This is a genomic window from Mycobacterium sp. E735, from assembly GCF_001666955.1.
GTDB lineage: Bacteria > Actinomycetota > Actinomycetes > Mycobacteriales > Mycobacteriaceae > Mycobacterium.
Genome location: NZ_LZIX01000133.1, coordinates 1 through 17,226, shown reverse-complemented (window position 1 = coordinate 17,226; position 17,226 = coordinate 1). Strand labels below are relative to the sequence as shown.

19 protein-coding genes and 1 pseudogene are annotated in these 17,226 nt (G+C 68.9%); 11 read left to right on the top strand and 9 right to left on the bottom strand.

Annotated features, from left to right (window positions below; translation table 11 throughout):
* Positions 1–103: 103 nt before the first annotated feature.
* On the bottom strand, positions 104–763 hold the full coding sequence (gene pdxH / locus A5704_RS10550) for a pyridoxamine 5'-phosphate oxidase (protein WP_067747452.1): 660 nt from the start codon (positions 761–763) through the stop codon (positions 104–106).
* A 72-nt stretch (positions 764–835) separates the two neighbouring features.
* Here pdxH and A5704_RS10545 point away from each other — a divergent pair, with 72 nt between their 5' ends.
* On the top strand, positions 836–1,957 hold the full coding sequence (locus tag A5704_RS10545; protein ID WP_067888911.1) for a citrate synthase 2: 1,122 nt from the start codon (positions 836–838) through the stop codon (positions 1,955–1,957).
* Positions 1,958–2,171: 214 nt separating this feature from the next.
* The gene (locus A5704_RS10540; protein ID WP_067273505.1) at positions 2,172–2,630 is read left to right on the top strand and encodes a VOC family protein; all 459 of its coding nucleotides are present in this window, start codon (positions 2,172–2,174) and stop codon (positions 2,628–2,630) included.
* Here A5704_RS10540 and A5704_RS10535 read toward each other — a convergent pair.
* The gene (locus A5704_RS10535; protein WP_067747448.1) at positions 2,627–4,318 is read right to left on the bottom strand and encodes an FAD-dependent oxidoreductase; all 1,692 of its coding nucleotides are present in this window, start codon (positions 4,316–4,318) and stop codon (positions 2,627–2,629) included. The two genes, A5704_RS10540 and A5704_RS10535, sit on opposite strands and share 4 nt — an antisense overlap.
* A gap of 20 nt (positions 4,319–4,338) precedes the next feature.
* Positions 4,339–5,364, bottom strand: a complete 1,026-nt coding sequence (locus A5704_RS10530) for a diiron oxygenase (protein ID WP_067273514.1) — start codon at positions 5,362–5,364, stop codon at positions 4,339–4,341.
* A gap of 245 nt (positions 5,365–5,609) precedes the next feature.
* Between A5704_RS10530 and serC the strand changes: the two genes are divergently transcribed.
* Both serC and sepH read left to right on the top strand, forming a co-directional pair.
* The gene (gene serC / locus A5704_RS10525) at positions 5,610–6,728 is read left to right on the top strand and encodes a phosphoserine transaminase (protein ID WP_067747507.1); all 1,119 of its coding nucleotides are present in this window, start codon (positions 5,610–5,612) and stop codon (positions 6,726–6,728) included.
* A gap of 161 nt (positions 6,729–6,889) precedes the next feature.
* Positions 6,890–7,666 (top strand): septation protein SepH, encoded by a 777-nt coding sequence (gene sepH, locus A5704_RS10520; protein ID WP_067747443.1) that lies wholly within the window; start codon positions 6,890–6,892, stop codon positions 7,664–7,666.
* Between the two features lie 14 nt (positions 7,667–7,680).
* Here the strand turns inward: sepH and A5704_RS10515 are convergent, their stop codons facing one another.
* Genes A5704_RS10515 through A5704_RS10505 form a run of 3 tightly spaced genes read right to left on the bottom strand, consistent with a single transcriptional unit; the run spans position 7,681 to position 9,211 of the window.
* Positions 7,681–7,953, bottom strand: coding sequence for a DUF2537 domain-containing protein (locus A5704_RS10515; protein ID WP_067747441.1), 273 nt, complete (start codon positions 7,951–7,953; stop codon positions 7,681–7,683).
* Positions 7,950–8,783, bottom strand: a complete 834-nt coding sequence (locus A5704_RS10510; protein ID WP_067888908.1) for an RNA methyltransferase — start codon at positions 8,781–8,783, stop codon at positions 7,950–7,952. Before A5704_RS10510 ends, A5704_RS10515 begins: the two co-directional genes overlap by 4 nt.
* Positions 8,780–9,211 carry a MarR family transcriptional regulator gene (locus A5704_RS10505; RefSeq protein ID WP_067747437.1) on the bottom strand — a complete coding sequence of 144 codons (432 nt, stop codon included), beginning with the start codon at positions 9,209–9,211 and terminating at the stop codon, positions 8,780–8,782. The genes A5704_RS10510 and A5704_RS10505 overlap by 4 nt, the downstream gene beginning before the upstream one ends.
* Before the next feature lie 198 nt (positions 9,212–9,409).
* Here A5704_RS10505 and A5704_RS10500 point away from each other — a divergent pair, with 198 nt between their 5' ends.
* Both A5704_RS10500 and A5704_RS10495 read left to right on the top strand, forming a co-directional pair.
* Entirely contained in the window at positions 9,410–9,685 is a 276-nt protein-coding gene (locus tag A5704_RS10500; protein ID WP_067747505.1) for a DUF2530 domain-containing protein, read from the top strand.
* A gap of 30 nt (positions 9,686–9,715) precedes the next feature.
* Positions 9,716–10,171, top strand: coding sequence for an SRPBCC family protein (locus A5704_RS10495; protein WP_067747435.1), 456 nt, complete (start codon positions 9,716–9,718; stop codon positions 10,169–10,171).
* A gap of 272 nt (positions 10,172–10,443) precedes the next feature.
* Here the strand turns inward: A5704_RS10495 and A5704_RS10490 are convergent.
* Positions 10,444–11,220: pseudogene (locus A5704_RS10490) on the bottom strand (DUF3027 domain-containing protein); the annotation flags it as partial.
* A 130-nt stretch (positions 11,221–11,350) separates the two neighbouring features.
* Here A5704_RS10490 and A5704_RS10485 point away from each other — a divergent pair.
* The gene (locus A5704_RS10485; RefSeq protein WP_156737658.1) at positions 11,351–13,003 is read left to right on the top strand and encodes an MFS transporter; all 1,653 of its coding nucleotides are present in this window, start codon (positions 11,351–11,353) and stop codon (positions 13,001–13,003) included.
* 8 nt (positions 13,004–13,011) lie between these two features.
* Positions 13,012–13,488 (top strand): DUF2771 domain-containing protein, encoded by a 477-nt coding sequence (locus A5704_RS10480; protein WP_067747429.1) that lies wholly within the window; start codon positions 13,012–13,014, stop codon positions 13,486–13,488.
* A 9-nt stretch (positions 13,489–13,497) separates the two neighbouring features.
* On the opposite strand, the gene A5704_RS10475 is transcribed toward A5704_RS10480, so the two are convergent.
* Positions 13,498–14,502, bottom strand: coding sequence for a glutathione S-transferase family protein (locus A5704_RS10475; RefSeq protein WP_067747427.1), 1,005 nt, complete (start codon positions 14,500–14,502; stop codon positions 13,498–13,500).
* A gap of 44 nt (positions 14,503–14,546) precedes the next feature.
* Positions 14,547–14,960, bottom strand: coding sequence for a cold-shock protein (locus A5704_RS10470; protein ID WP_067273548.1), 414 nt, complete (start codon positions 14,958–14,960; stop codon positions 14,547–14,549).
* Between the two features lie 162 nt (positions 14,961–15,122).
* Between A5704_RS10470 and A5704_RS10465 the strand changes: the two genes are divergently transcribed.
* Genes A5704_RS10465 through A5704_RS10455 form a run of 3 tightly spaced genes read left to right on the top strand, consistent with a single transcriptional unit; the run spans position 15,123 to position 16,877 of the window.
* On the top strand, positions 15,123–15,521 hold the full coding sequence (locus tag A5704_RS10465) for a YccF domain-containing protein (protein WP_067888899.1): 399 nt from the start codon (positions 15,123–15,125) through the stop codon (positions 15,519–15,521).
* On the top strand, positions 15,518–16,597 hold the full coding sequence (gene moaA / locus A5704_RS10460) for a GTP 3',8-cyclase MoaA (protein ID WP_067888896.1): 1,080 nt from the start codon (positions 15,518–15,520) through the stop codon (positions 16,595–16,597). The genes A5704_RS10465 and moaA overlap by 4 nt, the downstream gene beginning before the upstream one ends.
* A 4-nt stretch (positions 16,598–16,601) precedes the next feature.
* Positions 16,602–16,877, top strand: a complete 276-nt coding sequence (locus tag A5704_RS10455) for a MoaD/ThiS family protein (RefSeq protein ID WP_067747420.1) — start codon at positions 16,602–16,604, stop codon at positions 16,875–16,877.
* Positions 16,878–17,226: the final 349 nt, after the last annotated feature.

The window sequence follows — 17,226 nt, the reverse complement described above, 5'->3', positions numbered from 1 at the left end:
ATGGCTGCCCTGACTAGGGGCTTACAGGTGAAGGTAGTCGTTGTCGCGTTCGCGTGCCTGCCCGGGGTCGAGTCTGCGGCGTCGCACCGATCCCGGGCGCGGGCTAGGGCTGGAGGCGATCGACACGGGCGCCGGCGACCCGGATCCGGTTATGCAACCGGTTCTCCCGCCCCTGCCAGAATTCGACCGACTCCGGAGCGAGCAGGTAACCGCCCCAGCCCGGCGGCACCGGGATCTGGTCTTGGTCGGCGAACCGCGCGGTCACCTCGGCCAGCTGGTCGAGGAGCGCCGCGCGCGACTCGATCGGCTGAGACTGCTGCGATGCCCACGCGCCCAGTTGCGAGCCGCGCGGCCGCTTGGACCAGTAGTCCTCGGTGTCCTGCCGGGTGACCTTGCTCACCGGCCCCCGAAGGTGCACCTGCCGCCCCAGTTGGTACCAGGGAAACGTCGCCGACGCGTACGCGGTAGCGGCCAAATCGGCGCCCTTGGCCGAGTCATAGTTGGTGAAAAATGTGATCCCCGACTCGTCCACGCTCTTGCACAACACCGATCGACTCGCCGGCCTGCCGTCGGCGACGGTGGCCAGCACCATGGCGTTGGGCTCGGCGACGCCGGACCGCTCGGCGTCATCGATCCATTTGCGCAGCAAGGCAACCCAACCGTCGTCGAGCCAATCCGCGTCGAGATCGGGACTGCCGTCCTTTTCCACCGATCCGTATTCCACGCGCATCCTTTGCAGGTGCTCGGGGTCTGGTCCTGCCATCGCGCCAACGCTACCGGGGCTTGCTACCGGCCGGTAGCGTCCGCCCGAGGGTGGGGTGCGAGAATTTTGCCTATGACTGTGGTCCCCGAAGACTTTGTTCCCGGCCTCGCAGGCGTGGTCGCCTTCACGACCGAGATCGCCGAGCCGGATAAGGACGGCGGTGCACTGCGCTACCGCGGAGTCGACATCCAAGACCTGGTGGACCAGCAGGTCACCTTCGGTGACGTGTGGGCCCTACTGGTCGACGGCAAGTTCGGCCACGGATTGCCGCCCGCCGAGCCGTTCCCGCTGCCCATCCACACCGGCGACGTGCGCGTCGACGTGCAGGCGGGCCTGGCGATGCTGGCCCCGATCTGGGGCTACCGGCCCCTGCTCGACACCGACGACGCCACGGCGCGCGACCAGCTGGCCCGGGCGTCGGTGATGGCGCTGTCCTACGTCGCGCAGTCCGCCCGCGGCATCTACCAGCCGGCCGTTCCGCAGCGAATTATCGACGAATGCTCAACTGTGACAGCACGGTTCATGACGCGCTGGCAGGGCGAGCCGGATCCGCGGCACGTCGAAGCGATCGACGCCTACTGGGTGTCGGCCGCCGAGCACGGCATGAACGCCTCGACGTTCACCGCGCGCGTGATCGCCTCGACAGGGGCCGACGTCGCGGCGGCGTTGTCCGGGGCGATCGGGGCCATGAGCGGACCGCTGCACGGCGGCGCGCCGGCCCGTGTGCTGCCGATGATCGAAGAGGTCGAGCGCACCGGCGACGCCCGCGCCCTGGTCAAGAAGATCCTGGACAGCGGCGACAAGCTGATGGGCTTCGGGCACCGGGTCTACCGCGCGGAGGACCCGCGGGCGCGGGTGCTGCGCGCGACCGCCGAGCGGCTCGGCGCACCACGCCACGAGGTCGCGGTCGCCCTGGAGCAGGCCGCCCTGGCCGAGCTGCGCGAGCGCCGCCCGGACCGGGCCATCGAGACCAACGTCGAGTTCTGGGCGGCGGTGATCCTGGACTTTGCCCAGGTCCCGGCCAACATGATGCCCGCGATGTTCACCTGCGGGCGCACCGCGGGATGGTGCGCGCACATCCTCGAGCAGAAGCGGCTCGGTAAGCTGGTTCGCCCGTCGGCCATCTACGTGGGACCGGGCCCGCGCAGCCCGGAGTCCGTCGAGGGTTGGGACCGCAGCCTCACCCACGCCTGAGGCAGGACCGCTGTCGGCCGTTGCGCGCGAGCGTAACGGCATCGCGAATTTCGGCTCAATTCTTCGCACCGGCGCTACGCTCGCGTGCGCTTGTTGTCGGTGCCCGGCGATTAAATGAGTGTCGCCGCGATGAGTTTGTGTCGCGGGCGCAGTCATAACTCGCGAGCCTGCCCGCTTCGGGCCGGCCTGGGAACCGACAGCAAGGAGAACCACAATGGCGATCAATATCGAGCCGGCCCTGTCCCCGCACCTGGTGGTCGACGACGCGGCCGCGGCGATCGACTTCTACGTCAAGGCCTTTGGCGCCGAGGAGATCGGGCGGGTGCCCCGCCCGGACGGGAAACTCGTCCACGCCGCGGTGCGCATCAACGGCTTTCTGGTCATGCTCAACGACGACTTCCCCGAGGTGTGTGGCGGCAAGTCGATGACGCCCAAGTCCTTGGGCGGCACCCCGGTGACCATCCACCTGACGGTCACCGACGTCGACGCCAAGTTCCAGCGGGCGCTGGACGCGGGCGCCACCGTCGTCGCTCCGTTGGACGATCAGTTCTGGGGTGACCGCTACGGCGTGGTCGCGGACCCGTTCGGCCACCACTGGTCGATGGGACAGCCGGTCCGCGAGGTCGGCTACGACGAGATCCAGGCGGCGATGGCCGGGCAGGGCGCCGGCTAGCCGAGCAGGCGGTCCAGCAGCCGGCGCCGCGGCGGCGGCCCGGCGGCGGCAGCGGCGGCGAGCATGTCGGCGACCTCGGTGAATTTGGCTCGCGGCCGACCGTCGGCGCTGCCGCGGGCGACCTCGGCGGCGTCGATGGCCCGCCAGCCGCGGGCATCGACGGCGTCGGGCTGCCGGTCCCGCACCAGCTCGGCCAGCGCCTCGGGCTGCCCCACCGGATCGCCGAGCCTGCCGGCGTTGAAGTCGGCCACCAGGGCGTGAACGGTCTGCAGCGAACACGACTTGTTCGTGCCGATGAACCCGCTCGGGCCGCGCTTGATCCAGCCCGCGACATAGGCTCCGGACACCGGTTGCCCGGAGTCGGGGTCGACCACGCGCCCGCCCTCGTTCGGAACGACCGCCGCGGACTCGTCGAACGGCAGGCCCGCAATCGGCTTGCCGCGGTAGCCGATCGACGTCAGCACCAGGCCGGCGTCCAGCCTGCGCAACTCGTCGCCCCCGGTCGCCGCGAACTCCACGCCGGTGGCGCGTTGCTCACCCAGAACCCGCTTCGGGGTGAGCTGGTAGGCCAGCCGGATCCGCGGACGGCCGTTCCCCTGGGCCGGCGACGAGTCGTCGCCGAGCGTGGTGAGGATTTCCAGCTTGCGTTTCGTCAGGCCGTCCGTCGCGGTGGCGAGGTCGGCCGCGACCCGCTCGTGGTCGGCCGCGCTGAGCACGACATCGGACGAGCCCGTGAGCCCGATCAGTTCGGGCAGGGTGAACGCCGAATGGGCGGGGCCGCGCCGGGCGGCGACCACTATTTCGCGGACCGCCGAAGCGCGCAGCGTCACCAGCGCACGGTCGGAGATGTCGGTGCGCGCCAGGTCGTCGGGGTTGGCCGTGAGCACACGGGCCACGTCCAGGGCGACGTTTCCGTTGCCGATGATCACCACCCGCTCATGGCTGAGATCGACTGGCAGACCGGCGAACTCGGGATGCCCGTTGATCCACGCGACCAATTCGGTGGCGGTTCCGGTGCCCGGTAGGCCCATGCCCTCGATCTGCAGGCGACGGTCGTCGGGGGCCCCGACGGCGTACAACACGGCATGGTGGTGGGCGAGCAGATCCGCGTGGCTCAAGTGCCTGCCGACCTCGACATTGAGGTAGAACCGGAAGCGCCGGTGACCGGCGACTCGATCGAACAGCCGCGTGACGCGCTTGGTGTTCTGATGGTCGGGCGCCACCCCGGCGCGCACCAGCCCGTAGGGCGTCGGCAGCTTCTCAAAGACGTTGACCCGCACGCCATGCTGCGTGAGCAGTTCGTCGGCGGCATACATGGCCGCCGGCCCGGACCCGACGATGGCCACGGTCAGTGGCCTGCGGTGGGCACGCACCTGGGCGGCCGGGATCACCGGCGCCAGCTTCGACGTCGGGGGCAATTTCTCGTCCGCGGGGCGGTCCGGGTAGAAGGACGCGTTGATCTCGACGAACGGCAATTGCTTGACGTCCAGGCGGGTGTCCGGCGCGATCGCGCCGACGGGACAGGCGCTCACGCACGCTCCGCAGTCCACACACGCCACCGGATCGATGTGGAGCATCTCCGAGGTGGCGAAGCCGGGCTCATCGGGCGTGGGGTGAATGCAGTTCACCGGGCACGCGAAAACACAGGACCCGTCGTTACAGCACGACTGGGTAATGACGTGCGGCATAGGCGATTACCCGCGCGGTCCTAGGCGGCCGGCGCCGCGGCCAGGTGCTGACGCTGCGGCTCGCTGCGGTAACGCGACGGCTTGCCGTCGATCTTGCAGAGTCGCCACATGAGCCGCGCGGAACGCGTCTCCATCAGCCCGGTGTCGTGGGCCAGCATCCGGACATCACCGAACATGTCGCTCAACCACTTTCGCGATTCCGGCGACCGGAAGAACAGCTCCCGCTTCACCTCGCGCGGGATGTCGAACTCCTGCCAGAACGCTTTGGGCGGCACGACGATTGCCCTGCAGAGGACCTTCATCGTCAGGGGCAGGTACAGCGCCGTCCAGAACCGCTGCCTGCGTGTCAATTGCGGCACCCGCTTGCGCAGGAACTCATGGGCGAAGGAGATGTGCCGAGCTTCCTCGGCGACGTGAATGGCCATCACCCGCTCCATGATCGGGTGCAGCGACTTGCCCTCGCGCAGAACGTTTTTCTGCGTGTGATCGATCGGCTCTTCCCCGGCGAGCACGCCGATGAAGAACGCCACCGGCAACGGACCGGCCACCAGCGGAACCAACGGCGAGAGCCACTTGAGCAGTCGCGGCATGCCCGGGACGTCGGCGCCGACGCGGTTGACCATCTCCTGGAACATCATGGTGTGGTTGCACTCTTCGACGGATTCGTGCAGGCAGTACCGGTATTCGGGGGACCCGTTGGGCACCCAGAACGTGTAGTTCATCAGGCCGCGGATCAGGATCGACTCGAAGTGCAGCCCTACCTTGGCGACGTTGGCCTGGCGCCACATGCCGATTTTGATCTTGCGCTCGTCGGACTGCGCCTGGTACCAGGGATGACGCCCCAGCGGGTCGGTCGCCGGCAAGATCCACCGAGGATCGTTCTCGGTGACGGCGAATTCCGGTGAGTCCCAATCGATGTCGGTGTACGGGTTGAAGTTCCGCCGCACCGACCCCTCGGACAGTGTGGCAAGCGTGTTGACGTACTCGGTATCGTCGCGCACTTCCATATTGCGGCGCCAACGCCGAACCATGCGTGTCCTGGCCATATCCAAGCCTCCCCAACGAGGTTTACATTTGGACGTGCTGTGTCCAGACAGTACCGCAGGTACCGCATATCTTCCAGACCCCCGGCGGGCACTGTGGCCTGACCAGTGGTCAGCGTTTTGGTGTGCCCTGCGTCACACCCCGTTGAACACTCCGCTGTGCGCGGCCAGGCGTTTTGCGCCGGAGGAAGGGGTCGCCAGTCGGACCGCCGCATGGCGGGCCACGTCCGCTCACTACCCTGATGAGCATGGCTGACCAGCTCGAGATTCCCTCTGACATCAAACCCCGCGACGGCCGCTTCGGATGCGGCCCTTCCAAGGTGCGGCCAGAACAATTGGAGGCGCTGACGACCACCGCGGCCCCGCTGTTCGGCACATCGCACCGGCAGTCGCCCGTCAAGAATCTGGTGGGGCGGGTCCGGTCGGGGCTGGCCGACCTGTTCTCCGTACCGGACGGTTACGAGGTCATCCTCGGCAACGGCGGCGCGACGGCGTTCTGGGACGCGGCGGCGTTCGGACTGATCGACAAGCGCTCGCTGCACCTGTCCTTCGGCGAGTTCAGCTCGAAGTTCGCCTCGGCGGTCGCCAACAACCCTTTTATCGGCGACCCGATCGTCATCAAGGCGGACGCCGGCAGCGCACCCGAGCCGCAGAGCGATCCCTCGGTCGACGTGATCGCCTGGGCGCACAACGAGACGTCGACCGGGGTGGCGGTGCCGATCCGCCGTCCCGCCGACTCGGGCGAGGCCCTGGTCGTCATCGACGCCACCTCCGGCGCGGGCGGACTGCCGGTGGAGATCTCCGAGACCGATGCCTACTACTTCTCGCCGCAGAAGAATTTCGCCAGCGACGGTGGCCTGTGGCTGGCCATCATGAGCCCGGCAGCCCTGGCGCGGGTCGAATCCATTGCCGGGTCCGGGCGTTGGGTCCCCGACTTCCTGTCGCTGCCCATCGCGGTGGACAACAGCCTGAAGAACCAGACGTACAACACCCCCGCGGTCGGCACCCTGGCGCTGATGGCCGAGCAGATCGACTGGATGCTGGGCAACGGCGGGCTGGAGTGGTGCGTCAAGCGCACGGCCGACTCGTCCCACCGGTTGTACTCGTGGGCCCAGGAGCGGCCCTACACCACGCCATTCGTCGCCGACCCCGCCCTGCGGTCCCAGGTGGTGGGCACCATAGATTTCGCCGACGACGTCGACGCCGCGGCAGTCGCGAAGATTTTGCGGGCGAACGGCATCGTCGACGTCGAGCCGTACCGCAAACTCGGCCGCAACCAGTTGCGGGTCGGGATGTTCCCTGCGGTCGACCCCGACGACGTCAGCGCCCTGACCCAGTGCGTCGACTGGGTAGTCGAGCGGCTGTAGCCGGGCGAGCGGGGGCGGGGCCAGGCCCGCAGCCGGGCCGTAACCCGCTCGCAATCAGCACGCAACCGCCCAGCGTGTCAGCACCGGTTGTGGGCGTTAGCTGAACTAGAGTGCGCACCAGACGGGTCCGTCGACCTGCACGGAGCCTGCGAGGAGAAGCCATGCGGGAACTCAAAATGGTTGGGGTCGATGCCGACGGCAAAAACATCATCTGCGAAGCCGGCGATCGGGGGGAACCGTTCAAGCTCGCCGTCGACGATCAACTGAAAGCCGCCGTGCGCGGCGAGACCGTGTCCTCAGATCAACCGCAGCTCGATATCCAGGTCACAAACATGTTGAGCCCCAAAGAGATTCAAGCCAGGATCCGGGCTGGCGCCTCGGTCGAGCAGGTGGCTGCGGCGTCGGGCTCCGACATCTCGCGGGTCCGCCGGTTCGCGCATCCGGTTTTGCTGGAACGTGCGCGCGCCGCCGAGCTGGCAACGGCCGCTCATCCGGTGCTCGCCGACGGTCCCGCGGTACTCACGTTGCTGGAGACGGTGAGCGCCGCCCTGGTGACGCGCGGCTTGGAACCGGACAGGCTCAGCTGGGACGCCTGGCGCAACGAGGACAGCCGCTGGACCGTGCAGCTCGCGTGGAAGGCCGGCCGGTCCGACAACATCGCGCACTTCTCCTATGCCCCCGGCGCGCACGGCGGAACGGTCACGGCCGTCGACGACGCTGCCAAGGAGCTGATCGACCCGAACTTCGACCGTCCGCTGCGGCCGCTCGCGCGGGTGTCCCACGTCGACTTCGAGGAGCCGGTGAAGCCGCCCGCCGCCGCTGCTCCCGAAGACAAGCCCGCTCCCCCAGAGCAGCCGGTGCACACCCGACGGGGCAAGCCCGTCATCCCGGCTTGGGAGGACGTGCTGCTCGGCGTGCGCTCGGGGGGACAGCGCTAGACGGACGGTCGGCGCTACCGCGCCACCGTCAGCGACAGCAGCGTCAGCCACGCGCCCGCGACCCCGACCCCCGCGCCCAGCAGGAACCAGCGCAGCACCAACTTGTGCCGCCAACCCCACAGCGTGGGCGCCAGCCCGCCGGCCGCGACGACGTTGAGCCCGACGGCCAGCAGTGGATGCACCCGGATGAGTCCCAGACTCAGCACCACGATGGCGGCCCCGGTCACTGCGGCGACGAACCCGGCAACCGTCAATCCCGTTGCCCAGGGCACGGAATCGTCGGTCACGACCCGAGCCTAGCCCGCTCGTAGAACGCCAAAGCGGCCGCGGTGGCGACGTTGAGGGAGTCGGTGCCGCGCGACATCGGGATCCGCACGCGCACATCGCTCGAGCGCAATGCGGCCGGCGTGAGCCCCGGCCCCTCGGCGCCGACCAGGACGGCGACGCGGTCGTCGCGGACGGCCGCCATGGCCGCGGGCAGGGCGCAGGCCCCGGGATCCGGAGTCATCGCCAGCAGTCGAAATCCGTTTTCCCTCAGCATCGACAGCTCCGCCGGCCAGTCGGCCGCCCGCGCGTACGGGACCAGCAGGGCGTGGCCCATGGAGACGCGCACGGCGCGCCGGTAGAGCGGGTCCGCGCAACCGCTGCCGAACACCACCGCGTCCACGCCCAGTCCGGCCGCGTTGCGAAAGATGGAACCGAGGTTCTCGTGGTCGTTGACCCCCTCGAGCACCGCGACGGTGCGGGCGCGCCCGACCAGTTCGGCAAGCCCGGGCTCCGGCACCCTGCGGGCGGCCGCCAGCACGCCGCGGTTCAGGTGAAAGCCCACCACCTGAGCCATAACTTCGGCGGACGTCCGGTAGAACGGCACGGCGCTGCCCGCGAGGTCGTCCGCGAGCTCGGTGAGCCGGCGGTCGGTCCCGAGCAGGGCGTGCGGGGTGAAGCGGGAGGCCAGCATGCGCTGGACGACGAGCACGCCCTCGGCGATCACCAGGCCCTTGCCGGACGGCAGGTCGGGACGGCGGTCGACGCTGTTCAGGTCGCGGAAATCGTCGAGCCGCGGGTCGCCCGGATCGGCGACGTCCTGAACGTTCAGGCCATCGGTTCCGTCGCTCACGGGCCTTCGTCGACCAAGGCCAACATCAGGTCGGCCGCGTTGCGCAGGGTGTCGCGCTGCTCGGTGTCCAGCGTCGCCAGCCGCTTGGCCAACCACTCCTGACGGGCACGCCGGGTCGCCTTGACCAGTTCGGCGCCGGACTGGGAGACAGAGACCAGCACCTGCCGGCCATCGATGGGATGCGGGGCGCGGTCCACCAGGCCCATGTCGGCCAGCGAAGCGATCACGCGGGTCATCGACGGCGGCCGGACGCGTTCGCGGATCGCCAGCGTGCCGGGCGTCATCGGGCCCTCGTTGGCCAGCGTCGCCAGCGCCGACAGCTGGGACAACGACACTGGCGACGACGGGTTTCGGAACCGGAGTTGGCGGGCGAGCCGCATGACCGCCAGCGACAGGTCGCTGGCCAGCCGCGCATCGCTGTCAGGCATGGCGCGAGGTTACACGGAACCTCACGAAATCGGGATACGAACCGGTGAACGACGGGCTTTGATCGATGCCGCTGGGCTCACCAAATGTCGCCGAACCACCGTGCGGGCACTTAACCCGCTCTGCGCAGGCGTTTTGGGGTGGGCCCGCCCGGCATGCGGGTGTTTTGGCGGGGCGCAGCGGCGGCTATGTTAATCGCGATGTCTGCTGAACCCGGCCCGAACCGCGAGCCCCCGCCGCTGCCGCCTGCGCTGCTCAACGCGTGGCCGTTCATCGCCCTCGGCGCGCTCGGCTGGGTGGCCGCGGCGGCCGCCGCATTCCTCGTGCCGTCCCTGCACAGTTGGCGCCTGCTGACGCTGGCCGGGCTCGGGGTGACAGTGCTCGGGACGAGCATCTTCGTGTTGCAACTCGCGGAAGCCCGTCGGGGCGCACGCGGCGCGCAGGACGGACTCGAGAACTATTTCGACCACGGCTAGATTCCGCAATCATGCACTCGGGAGGGATCGATGGTAGCCCCGCTACTGCAAGCGCAAATCGATATCGACGCACCGGTTTCCACCGTCTGGGGCCTGATATCGGATCTTCGGCGGATGCCGGAGTGGAGCCCGCAATGTCGTTGGATGAAGGCGTTCGGTCCGCTGCGCCAGGGCACGCGCACGCTCAACATCAATCGCCGTAACGGCATGTTCTGGCCGACCACCTCCACGGTCGTCGAGGTCATCCCCGAGACCAAGCTGGCGTTCCGGGTCAACACCAACAACACCATCTGGAGCTACGAGCTCCAGCCCACCGGCGCGGGCACCCGGGTGATCGAGAGCCGCCATGCCGAGAACGGCGTGACCGCGTTCTCCAACCTGTCGGTGAATGCGTTGTTCGGCGGGACCACGAACTTCGAACGCGAATTGGTCGACGGCATGAACGCCTCACTCGCCAAGATCAAGGCCGCCGCCGAAAAGGGCTAGTCCGCCTCGGGCTGCGACTCCTGCGCCTCGGGCTCGGGCTGCGACTCCGGCGCTTCGGACTCGGGCTGCGACTCCGGCGCTTCGGGCTCGGGCTGCGGCTCCGGCGCTTCGGACTCGGGCTGCGACTCCGGCGCTTCGGACTGCGGCTCGGGCGTCTCCGAAGTTGTTGTCGCGGACTCCGGTTCCGCCTGTGGGCCGCCGTCGGCGTCCTCGGGCCGGGGTTCCGCCGCCTCGGTCGACTGGTCCGCAGCCTCCGGCGGCTCTGTCGGGACGGGCGGCTCCACGACGTCGAGCACGCCATCGTCGTAGGGCTGGTAAATCGGCGAACCGGTGCCCGCAGGAGCGGGGGTGTCCGAGTGCGCGCCGCAACCGTACTGCTTGTCCACGATCTGCCCGTCGGCCGACAGCTCGTTGCCGCACACGCCGAACATCGAACCGAGCGACCCCGCCAACGGCAGGTAGAAGCCGCAGTCACGGCACACCCGTTTGGTGGAGCGCGCCATCGCCGAGTCGGGACCGTGCTCTCCGGTGTGCCAGCGTTCGGCCGCCTCCGCGCGGCCGGCGGCACTCATGACCCACCGACGGCCCAGCCCGATTTCGGCGGCGGTGTCGTCGACCTGTGGGTCGCCGCTGGCGGTGTAGCCGGGAACCAGCCTCGGGTCGTCGGCCGCGGGCGCCAGCAGGTCGCCGGGGCTCAGGTCCCCCGGACGCACCCGCTGATCCCACGGGACCCACTCGGGCGCCAGCAACGCCGTCGGTCCCGGAATCAGCACCACCTCGCTGACGGTGGCGTGATCGGCGCCGGGATGGGCGGCGACGACGACGGCCCACTGCCAGCCCTGGTAACCGGGCAGATGAGCCAGGAACCGGTGGGTGGCGGCGGCCGGGTCCTCGTAACTGACGCCCAGGTAATCGCCCACGGTCTCCGCACCACTGAACTCCACGACGGCGGTCCTGGCCTGGTCTACCGCACCCGTCAGCACGGCGGCCAAACCTTCGGGCCAGTCGGCCACGGTCGCCCCGGCGGATTGCTCGCTGGGTCCGGTCAAGGTGTCCTCTTTCTCCATTGCGGTTCCAATACTAGGTTGGCGAGCCACACCCCGTTACCTGCAGACGCTTGTCGTCGGCATAGGGGAGAATCGGAACGTGTCTGGACGGCGGCGTGATCATCCGGGCCGCGTGGCCTCCACTCCGGGTCGCCGGCCCGCCAATGGGGCTGGTAAACAGCATCCGGGCATGGCCAATTACCCCGCCGACGATGCCGCCGATCGGCGTGCCCGACGTCCACCGCCGATGCCGAGCGCCAATCGCTACCTGCCGCCGATCGGCCAGCAGTCGGAACCGGATCAATACGACACCTCACCCCCACGCCCTGCCGCCCCCGGTGAACGGATCACCGTCACTCGCGCCGCCGCGCTGCGCAGCCGCGAGATGGGGTCGCGGATGTACTGGATGGTGCAACGGGCTGCCACCGCCGACGGCGCCGACAAGTCCGGCCTGACGGCCCTGACGTGGCCGGTGGTGGCCAACTTCGCGGTGGACGCTGCGATGGCCGTGGCGTTGGCCAACACGTTGTTCTTCGCGGCGGCCACCGGGGAGAGCAAGGGCCGGGTCGCGTTGTATCTGCTGATCACCATCGCGCCGTTCGCGGTCATCGCGCCGCTCATCGGCCCGGCGCTGGACCGGTTGCAGCACGGCCGGCGGGTCGCCCTCGCCGGGTCGTTCGTCCTGCGGACGGCGCTGGCGCTGGTGCTGATCATGAACTACGACGGCGCGACCGGGAGCTACCCGTCGTGGGTGCTCTATCCGTGCGCGCTGGCCATGATGGTGTTCTCCAAGTCTTTCAGCGTGCTGCGCAGCGCCGTGACGCCGCGCGTCATGCCGCCGACCATCGACCTGGTGCGGGTGAACTCGCGGCTGACCGTGTTCGGTCTGCTCGGCGGCACCATCGCCGGCGGGGCGATCGCCGCGGGCGTGGAGTTCGTCTGCACCCATCTGTTCAAGTTGCCCGGCGCGTTGTTCGTCGTCATCGCGGTCACGCTCGTCGGCGCTTCGCTGTCGATGCGGATCCCGCGCTGGGTCGAGGTCACGGCCGGCGAGGTGCCCGCCACGTTGAGCTACCGCCAGGACAGCGAACCACAGCGGCGCAGCTGGCACCATGAAGTCAAGAAGGTCGGCGGGACGCTGCGACAACCGCTGGGCCGCAACATCATTACCTCGTTGTGGGGAAACTGCACCATCAAGGTCATGGTCGGCTTTCTGTTCTTGTACCCGGCGTTCGTCGCCAAGGCGCATCAAGCCAACGGCTGGGTTCAGCTCGGCATGCTCGGGATGATCGGCGCGGCGGCCGGCATCGGCAACTTCGCCGGCAACTTCGCCGCCGCGCGCCTACAACTGGGCCGCCCCGCCGTGCTGGTGGTGCGCTGCACGCTGGCGGTCTCTGCGGTCGCGCTGGCGGCGGCGGTGGCGGGCACCCTCGCGGCGGCCGTGATCGCCACCCTGGTGACGTCCGGCAGCAGCGCCATCGCGAAGGCCTCGCTGGACGCCTCACTGCAAAACGATCTGCCCGAGGAATCGCGCGCCTCGGGATTCGGGCGTTCGGAGTCGACGCTGCAGCTGGCCTGGGTGCTCGGCGGTGCCGTGGGCGTTCTGGTGTACACCGAGTTGTGGGTGGGCTTCACCGCCGTAACCGCGCTGCTGATCCTCGGATTGGCGCAGACGCTCGTTAGCTATCAAGGGAACTCGCTGATCCCCGGACTCGGAGGTAACCGGCCCGTCATGGTGGAGCAGGAAGGCGTCCGTCGCGGCCGACCGGCGGTGGTGCCCGAGTGAAACGCAGGATGGCCGTGCTGCTCGCCGGCCTGATGACTCTGGCGTGCGTGGCCGTCGGTGTGGGCACCTGGCTGCTGGTGCGCCCGTCCGGTCCGCAGCGACCCCAGATCAGCGCGTATTCGCACGGCCACCTCACGAGGGTGGGGCCATACCTTTACTGCAGCGTGCTCAACCTCGAGGACTGCGACACGCCCCAGGCGCAGGGCGAGCTGAAGGTCAGCGAGCGCTACCCGGTGCAACTCTCGGTGCCCGACGCGATCTACCGGGCGCCGTGGCGGCTGCTGCAGGTCTACGAGGACCCGACCAACACCACCAGCACCATCTTTCGGCCGGGCACCCGGTTCGCGGTCACCATCCCGCCGGTGGACCCGCACCGCGGGCGCGTGGTCGGGATAGTGGTGCAGTTGCTGACGCTCGTCATGGATCCCGCGGGAGAGCTGCGGGATGTTCCGCACGCGGAATGGTCAGTGCGCCTTACGTATTGAGCGCCCGGGTCAGGCGCCGTGCCCAGCCGGCACCCGTTCCCCTTCGACGGGCGGGCCCGGAGGGGTCCCGTCGCCGAACGGATTGCCGCCCAGCGCTTCCCGGCCATGCGGTGACAGCCAGCTCGACAGGTCCGGCCCCTTGGGCACGATGCCGGTGGGATTGATGTCGGCGTGCACGATGTAGTAGTGCTGCTTGATCTGCACGAAGTCGACGGTGTCGCCGAACCCCGGTGTCTGGAAGAGGTCGCGCGCATACGCCCACAACACCGGCATCTCGCTCAGTTTGCTCCGGTTGCACTTGAAATGACCGTGGTAGACCGGGTCGAAGCGGGCCAATGTCGTGAACAACCGCACGTCGGCCTCGGTTATGGTGTCGCCCACCAGGTATCGCTGATCGGCCAGGCGGTCGCCGACCCAATCCAACGCGGCGAACAGCCGGTCGTACGCCGCGTCGTAGGCTTCTTGCGAGCCGGCGAACCCGCACCGGTACACCCCGTTGTTGATCTCGGTATAGACCCGCTTGTTCACGTCGTCGATCTCCGCGCGCAGCTGCTCGGGATACAGCTCCGGGGCGCCCTCGCGGTGGTAGGCGGTCCATTCCGTGGAGAAGTCCAGGGTCATCTGTGCGAAGTCGTTGGTGACGACAGCGCCGGTGGGAACGTCGACGATCGCGGGCACCGTGATGCCCTTGGGATAGTCGGGGAAGCGCTTGAAGTAGGCATCCTGCAGCCGGGGAATCTTCAAGACGGGGTCCACGCCCCCGGGGTCGAGATCGAACGTCCAGCTGCGTTCGTCGTGGGTAGGCCCGCAAAACCCAATGGACAGAACGCTTTCCAGGCCCAGCAAGCGCCGGACGATGATGGCGCGGTTGGCCCAGGGGCAGGCGCGCGCGACGACGAGCCGGTACCTGCCGGGTTCCACCGGATAGCCGTCGCGCCCGTCGGCGGTGACGCGGGTGGTGATGTAGTTCGTGTCGCGGGTGAAGTCACCTTTTCCGGCGACGTAGGCGGCCATGGTGACAATTCTGCCCCAGCCACTCGCCGCCGACCGGCGGCGAGCTAGGCGTCGAGCTCGCGGGCGACCGCGCGAACCACCTCGGAGACCCGTCGAGCCGTCTTGCGGTCCGGGTAGCGCCCCTTGCGCAGCTCGGGCTGAACGGCGCTCTCCAGCAACGTGATCATGTCCTCGACCATGCCGTGCAGTTCGTCGGGGCTGTGCTTGTGCTCGGCGGGCGTCTCGCGGCGGCCCTGAGCCTTGGTGAGGCTGGGCGGTGGCTCAATCAGCTTGAGGCTCAGCGCCTGAGGCCCGCGCCGCCCGGAGGCGATGCCGAACTCCACGCGCTGGCCCGCTTTGAGCCCCTCGACCCCAGCGGGCAACGCCGACGAGCGGACATACACGTCCTCGCCGTCCTCTTGCGACAGGAAGCCAAACCCCTTGTCGGCGTCGTACCACTTAACCTTGCCGGTCGGCACTGGTCTCACCTGCTTGTCTAACGGATCAATAGAATGGCCAACACAATAAGCGTCCCGCCTGCGCAGGACGCCGTTTGGTCCCTGATCCTACTCGGATGCTCGCCTGACGAGCACCCCCGTTATTGCCCACTCGGTACTCTGGGCATTACCGGTGGAGGAGATATGCGCCTGATCCTGAACATCATCTGGCTCTTGTTCGGCGGCCTGTGGATGGCCACCGGATACGTGGTCGCGGCGCTTGTCAGCTTCTTGCTGATCATCACCATCCCGTTCGGCTTCGCGTCGCTGCGCATCGCCTCGTACGCGTTGTGGCCGTTCGGCCGCACCATCGTCGACAAGCCGACCGCCGGCACGGGAGCGCTGATCGGAAACGTCATCTGGGTGCTGCTGTTCGGACTGTGGCTGGCGATCGGCCACGTGGTGAGCGCGGTGGCGATGGCCGCCACGATCGTCGGCATTCCGCTGGCGCTGGCCAACCTCAAGCTGATCCCCGTGTCGTTGATGCCGCTTGGCAAGCAGATCGTTCCCGTCGGTTCGCCCTCCCAGGTGATGGCCGCATGACGCTGACCGCGCTGGGTGTGCCGACGGTGCCGGGCCGCGCCGGCGGCGGCGTCGCGCGGCACGCCCCGACCACGGGCCCGTTGGTGGACACCTACGGGCGGGTCGCCACCGACCTGCGGGTCTCGCTGACCGACCGCTGCAACCTGCGGTGCAATTACTGCATGCCGGCCGAGGGCCTGGATTGGCTGCCGGGCGAGCAACTGCTGCGGCCCGACGAGCTGACCCGCCTGATGCACATCGCCGTCACCCGGTTGGGCATCACGAGCGTGCGATTCACCGGTGGCGAACCCCTGTTGGCGCGGCACCTCGAAGAGGTGGTCGCGGCGGTGGCCGGGCTGCGGCCCCGCCCGGAGATCTCGTTGACCACCAATGGCATAGGGCTGGCGAGGCGGGCCGCCGGCCTCGCCCGGGCAGGCCTGGACCGTGTCAATGTCTCGATGGACAGCGTGGATCGCGACCACTTCGCGGCGATCACCCGCCGGGACCGGCTCGGCGACGTGCTCGACGGGCTGGCCGCCGCCCACGACGCCGGCCTGACGCCGGTCAAGGTCAACGCCGTGCTCGATCCCGTCACCGGGCGGCAGGACGTCGTCGAACTGCTGCGGTTCTGCCTCGAGCGCGGCCACCAGCTACGGGTGATCGAGCAGATGCCGCTGGATGCCGGGCACCAATGGCGCCGGGGCGCCGCGCTGAGCGCCGACGACGTGCTCGACACGCTGCGCCCCCACTTCCGGTTACGGCCCGACCCCGCGCCGCGCGGCTCGGCGCCCGCGGAGCTCTGGCTGGTCGACACCGGCCCGGGCACGCCGAGCGGAAAGTTCGGCGTCATCGCGTCGGTCTCCCACGCCTTCTGTTCGGCCTGCGATCGAACCCGCCTGACCGCTGACGGTCAGGTCCGCAGCTGCCTGTTTTCGACCGAGGAGACCGATCTTCGGGCCCTGCTGCGTAGCGGCGCGTCCGACGACGCGATCGAAGCGGCGTGGCGGGTCGCGATGTGGGGCAAGCCGGCCGGTCACGGGATCAACGACCCGAGCTTCGTCCAGCCCGACCGTCCGATGAGCGCGATCGGTGGCTAGCCCGATGGGTCATGCCGTCCAACAAGACGGGATTCAGGTGACGGTGCGCTACTTCGCCGCTGCGCGGGCGGCGGCGGGCGCCGAGTCGGAGACGGTGGTGCTGCGCCCCGGGACCACCGTGGCCGAGCTCGTCGAGCGCCTCGCCGTGCGTGGCTCCCGACTCGCCGCGGTGTTGGGCAGATGCTCCTACCTGTGCGACGGGGTCGCCGTGCGCGACGAGACCGCACCGTTACGCCCCGGAAACACGATCGACGTTCTACCCCCTTTCGCCGGCGGGTAAAACTGTGAGTTATCTCACGTAACGGAACGATAACGGCGTAATCACGCTCCGATATCGGGTGCTATGACCTGCGTGGATGCCGTGTGTCCGGAGCGTTTTCCCAGATGGCCGAGAGGGAAACGCCCGGTTTCGCAGAACGTGACGGGGCCGACAGAACCCGCTACCTTTCTCCGAAGGCTCGCCAAGACAACCGAATTGGCGGACCTCCCCTCCTATCGCGCCGAGCTCCATCCAGTAGGCGGGGCCCACTGACCAACGTGGATGGAGACGGGGGACCCACCGGTCCACCGTGATCGGACTGGGGCCGCGTGCGGCCCCTAGGGGTGAAGCCGACGTCGCTCCCCAGCGG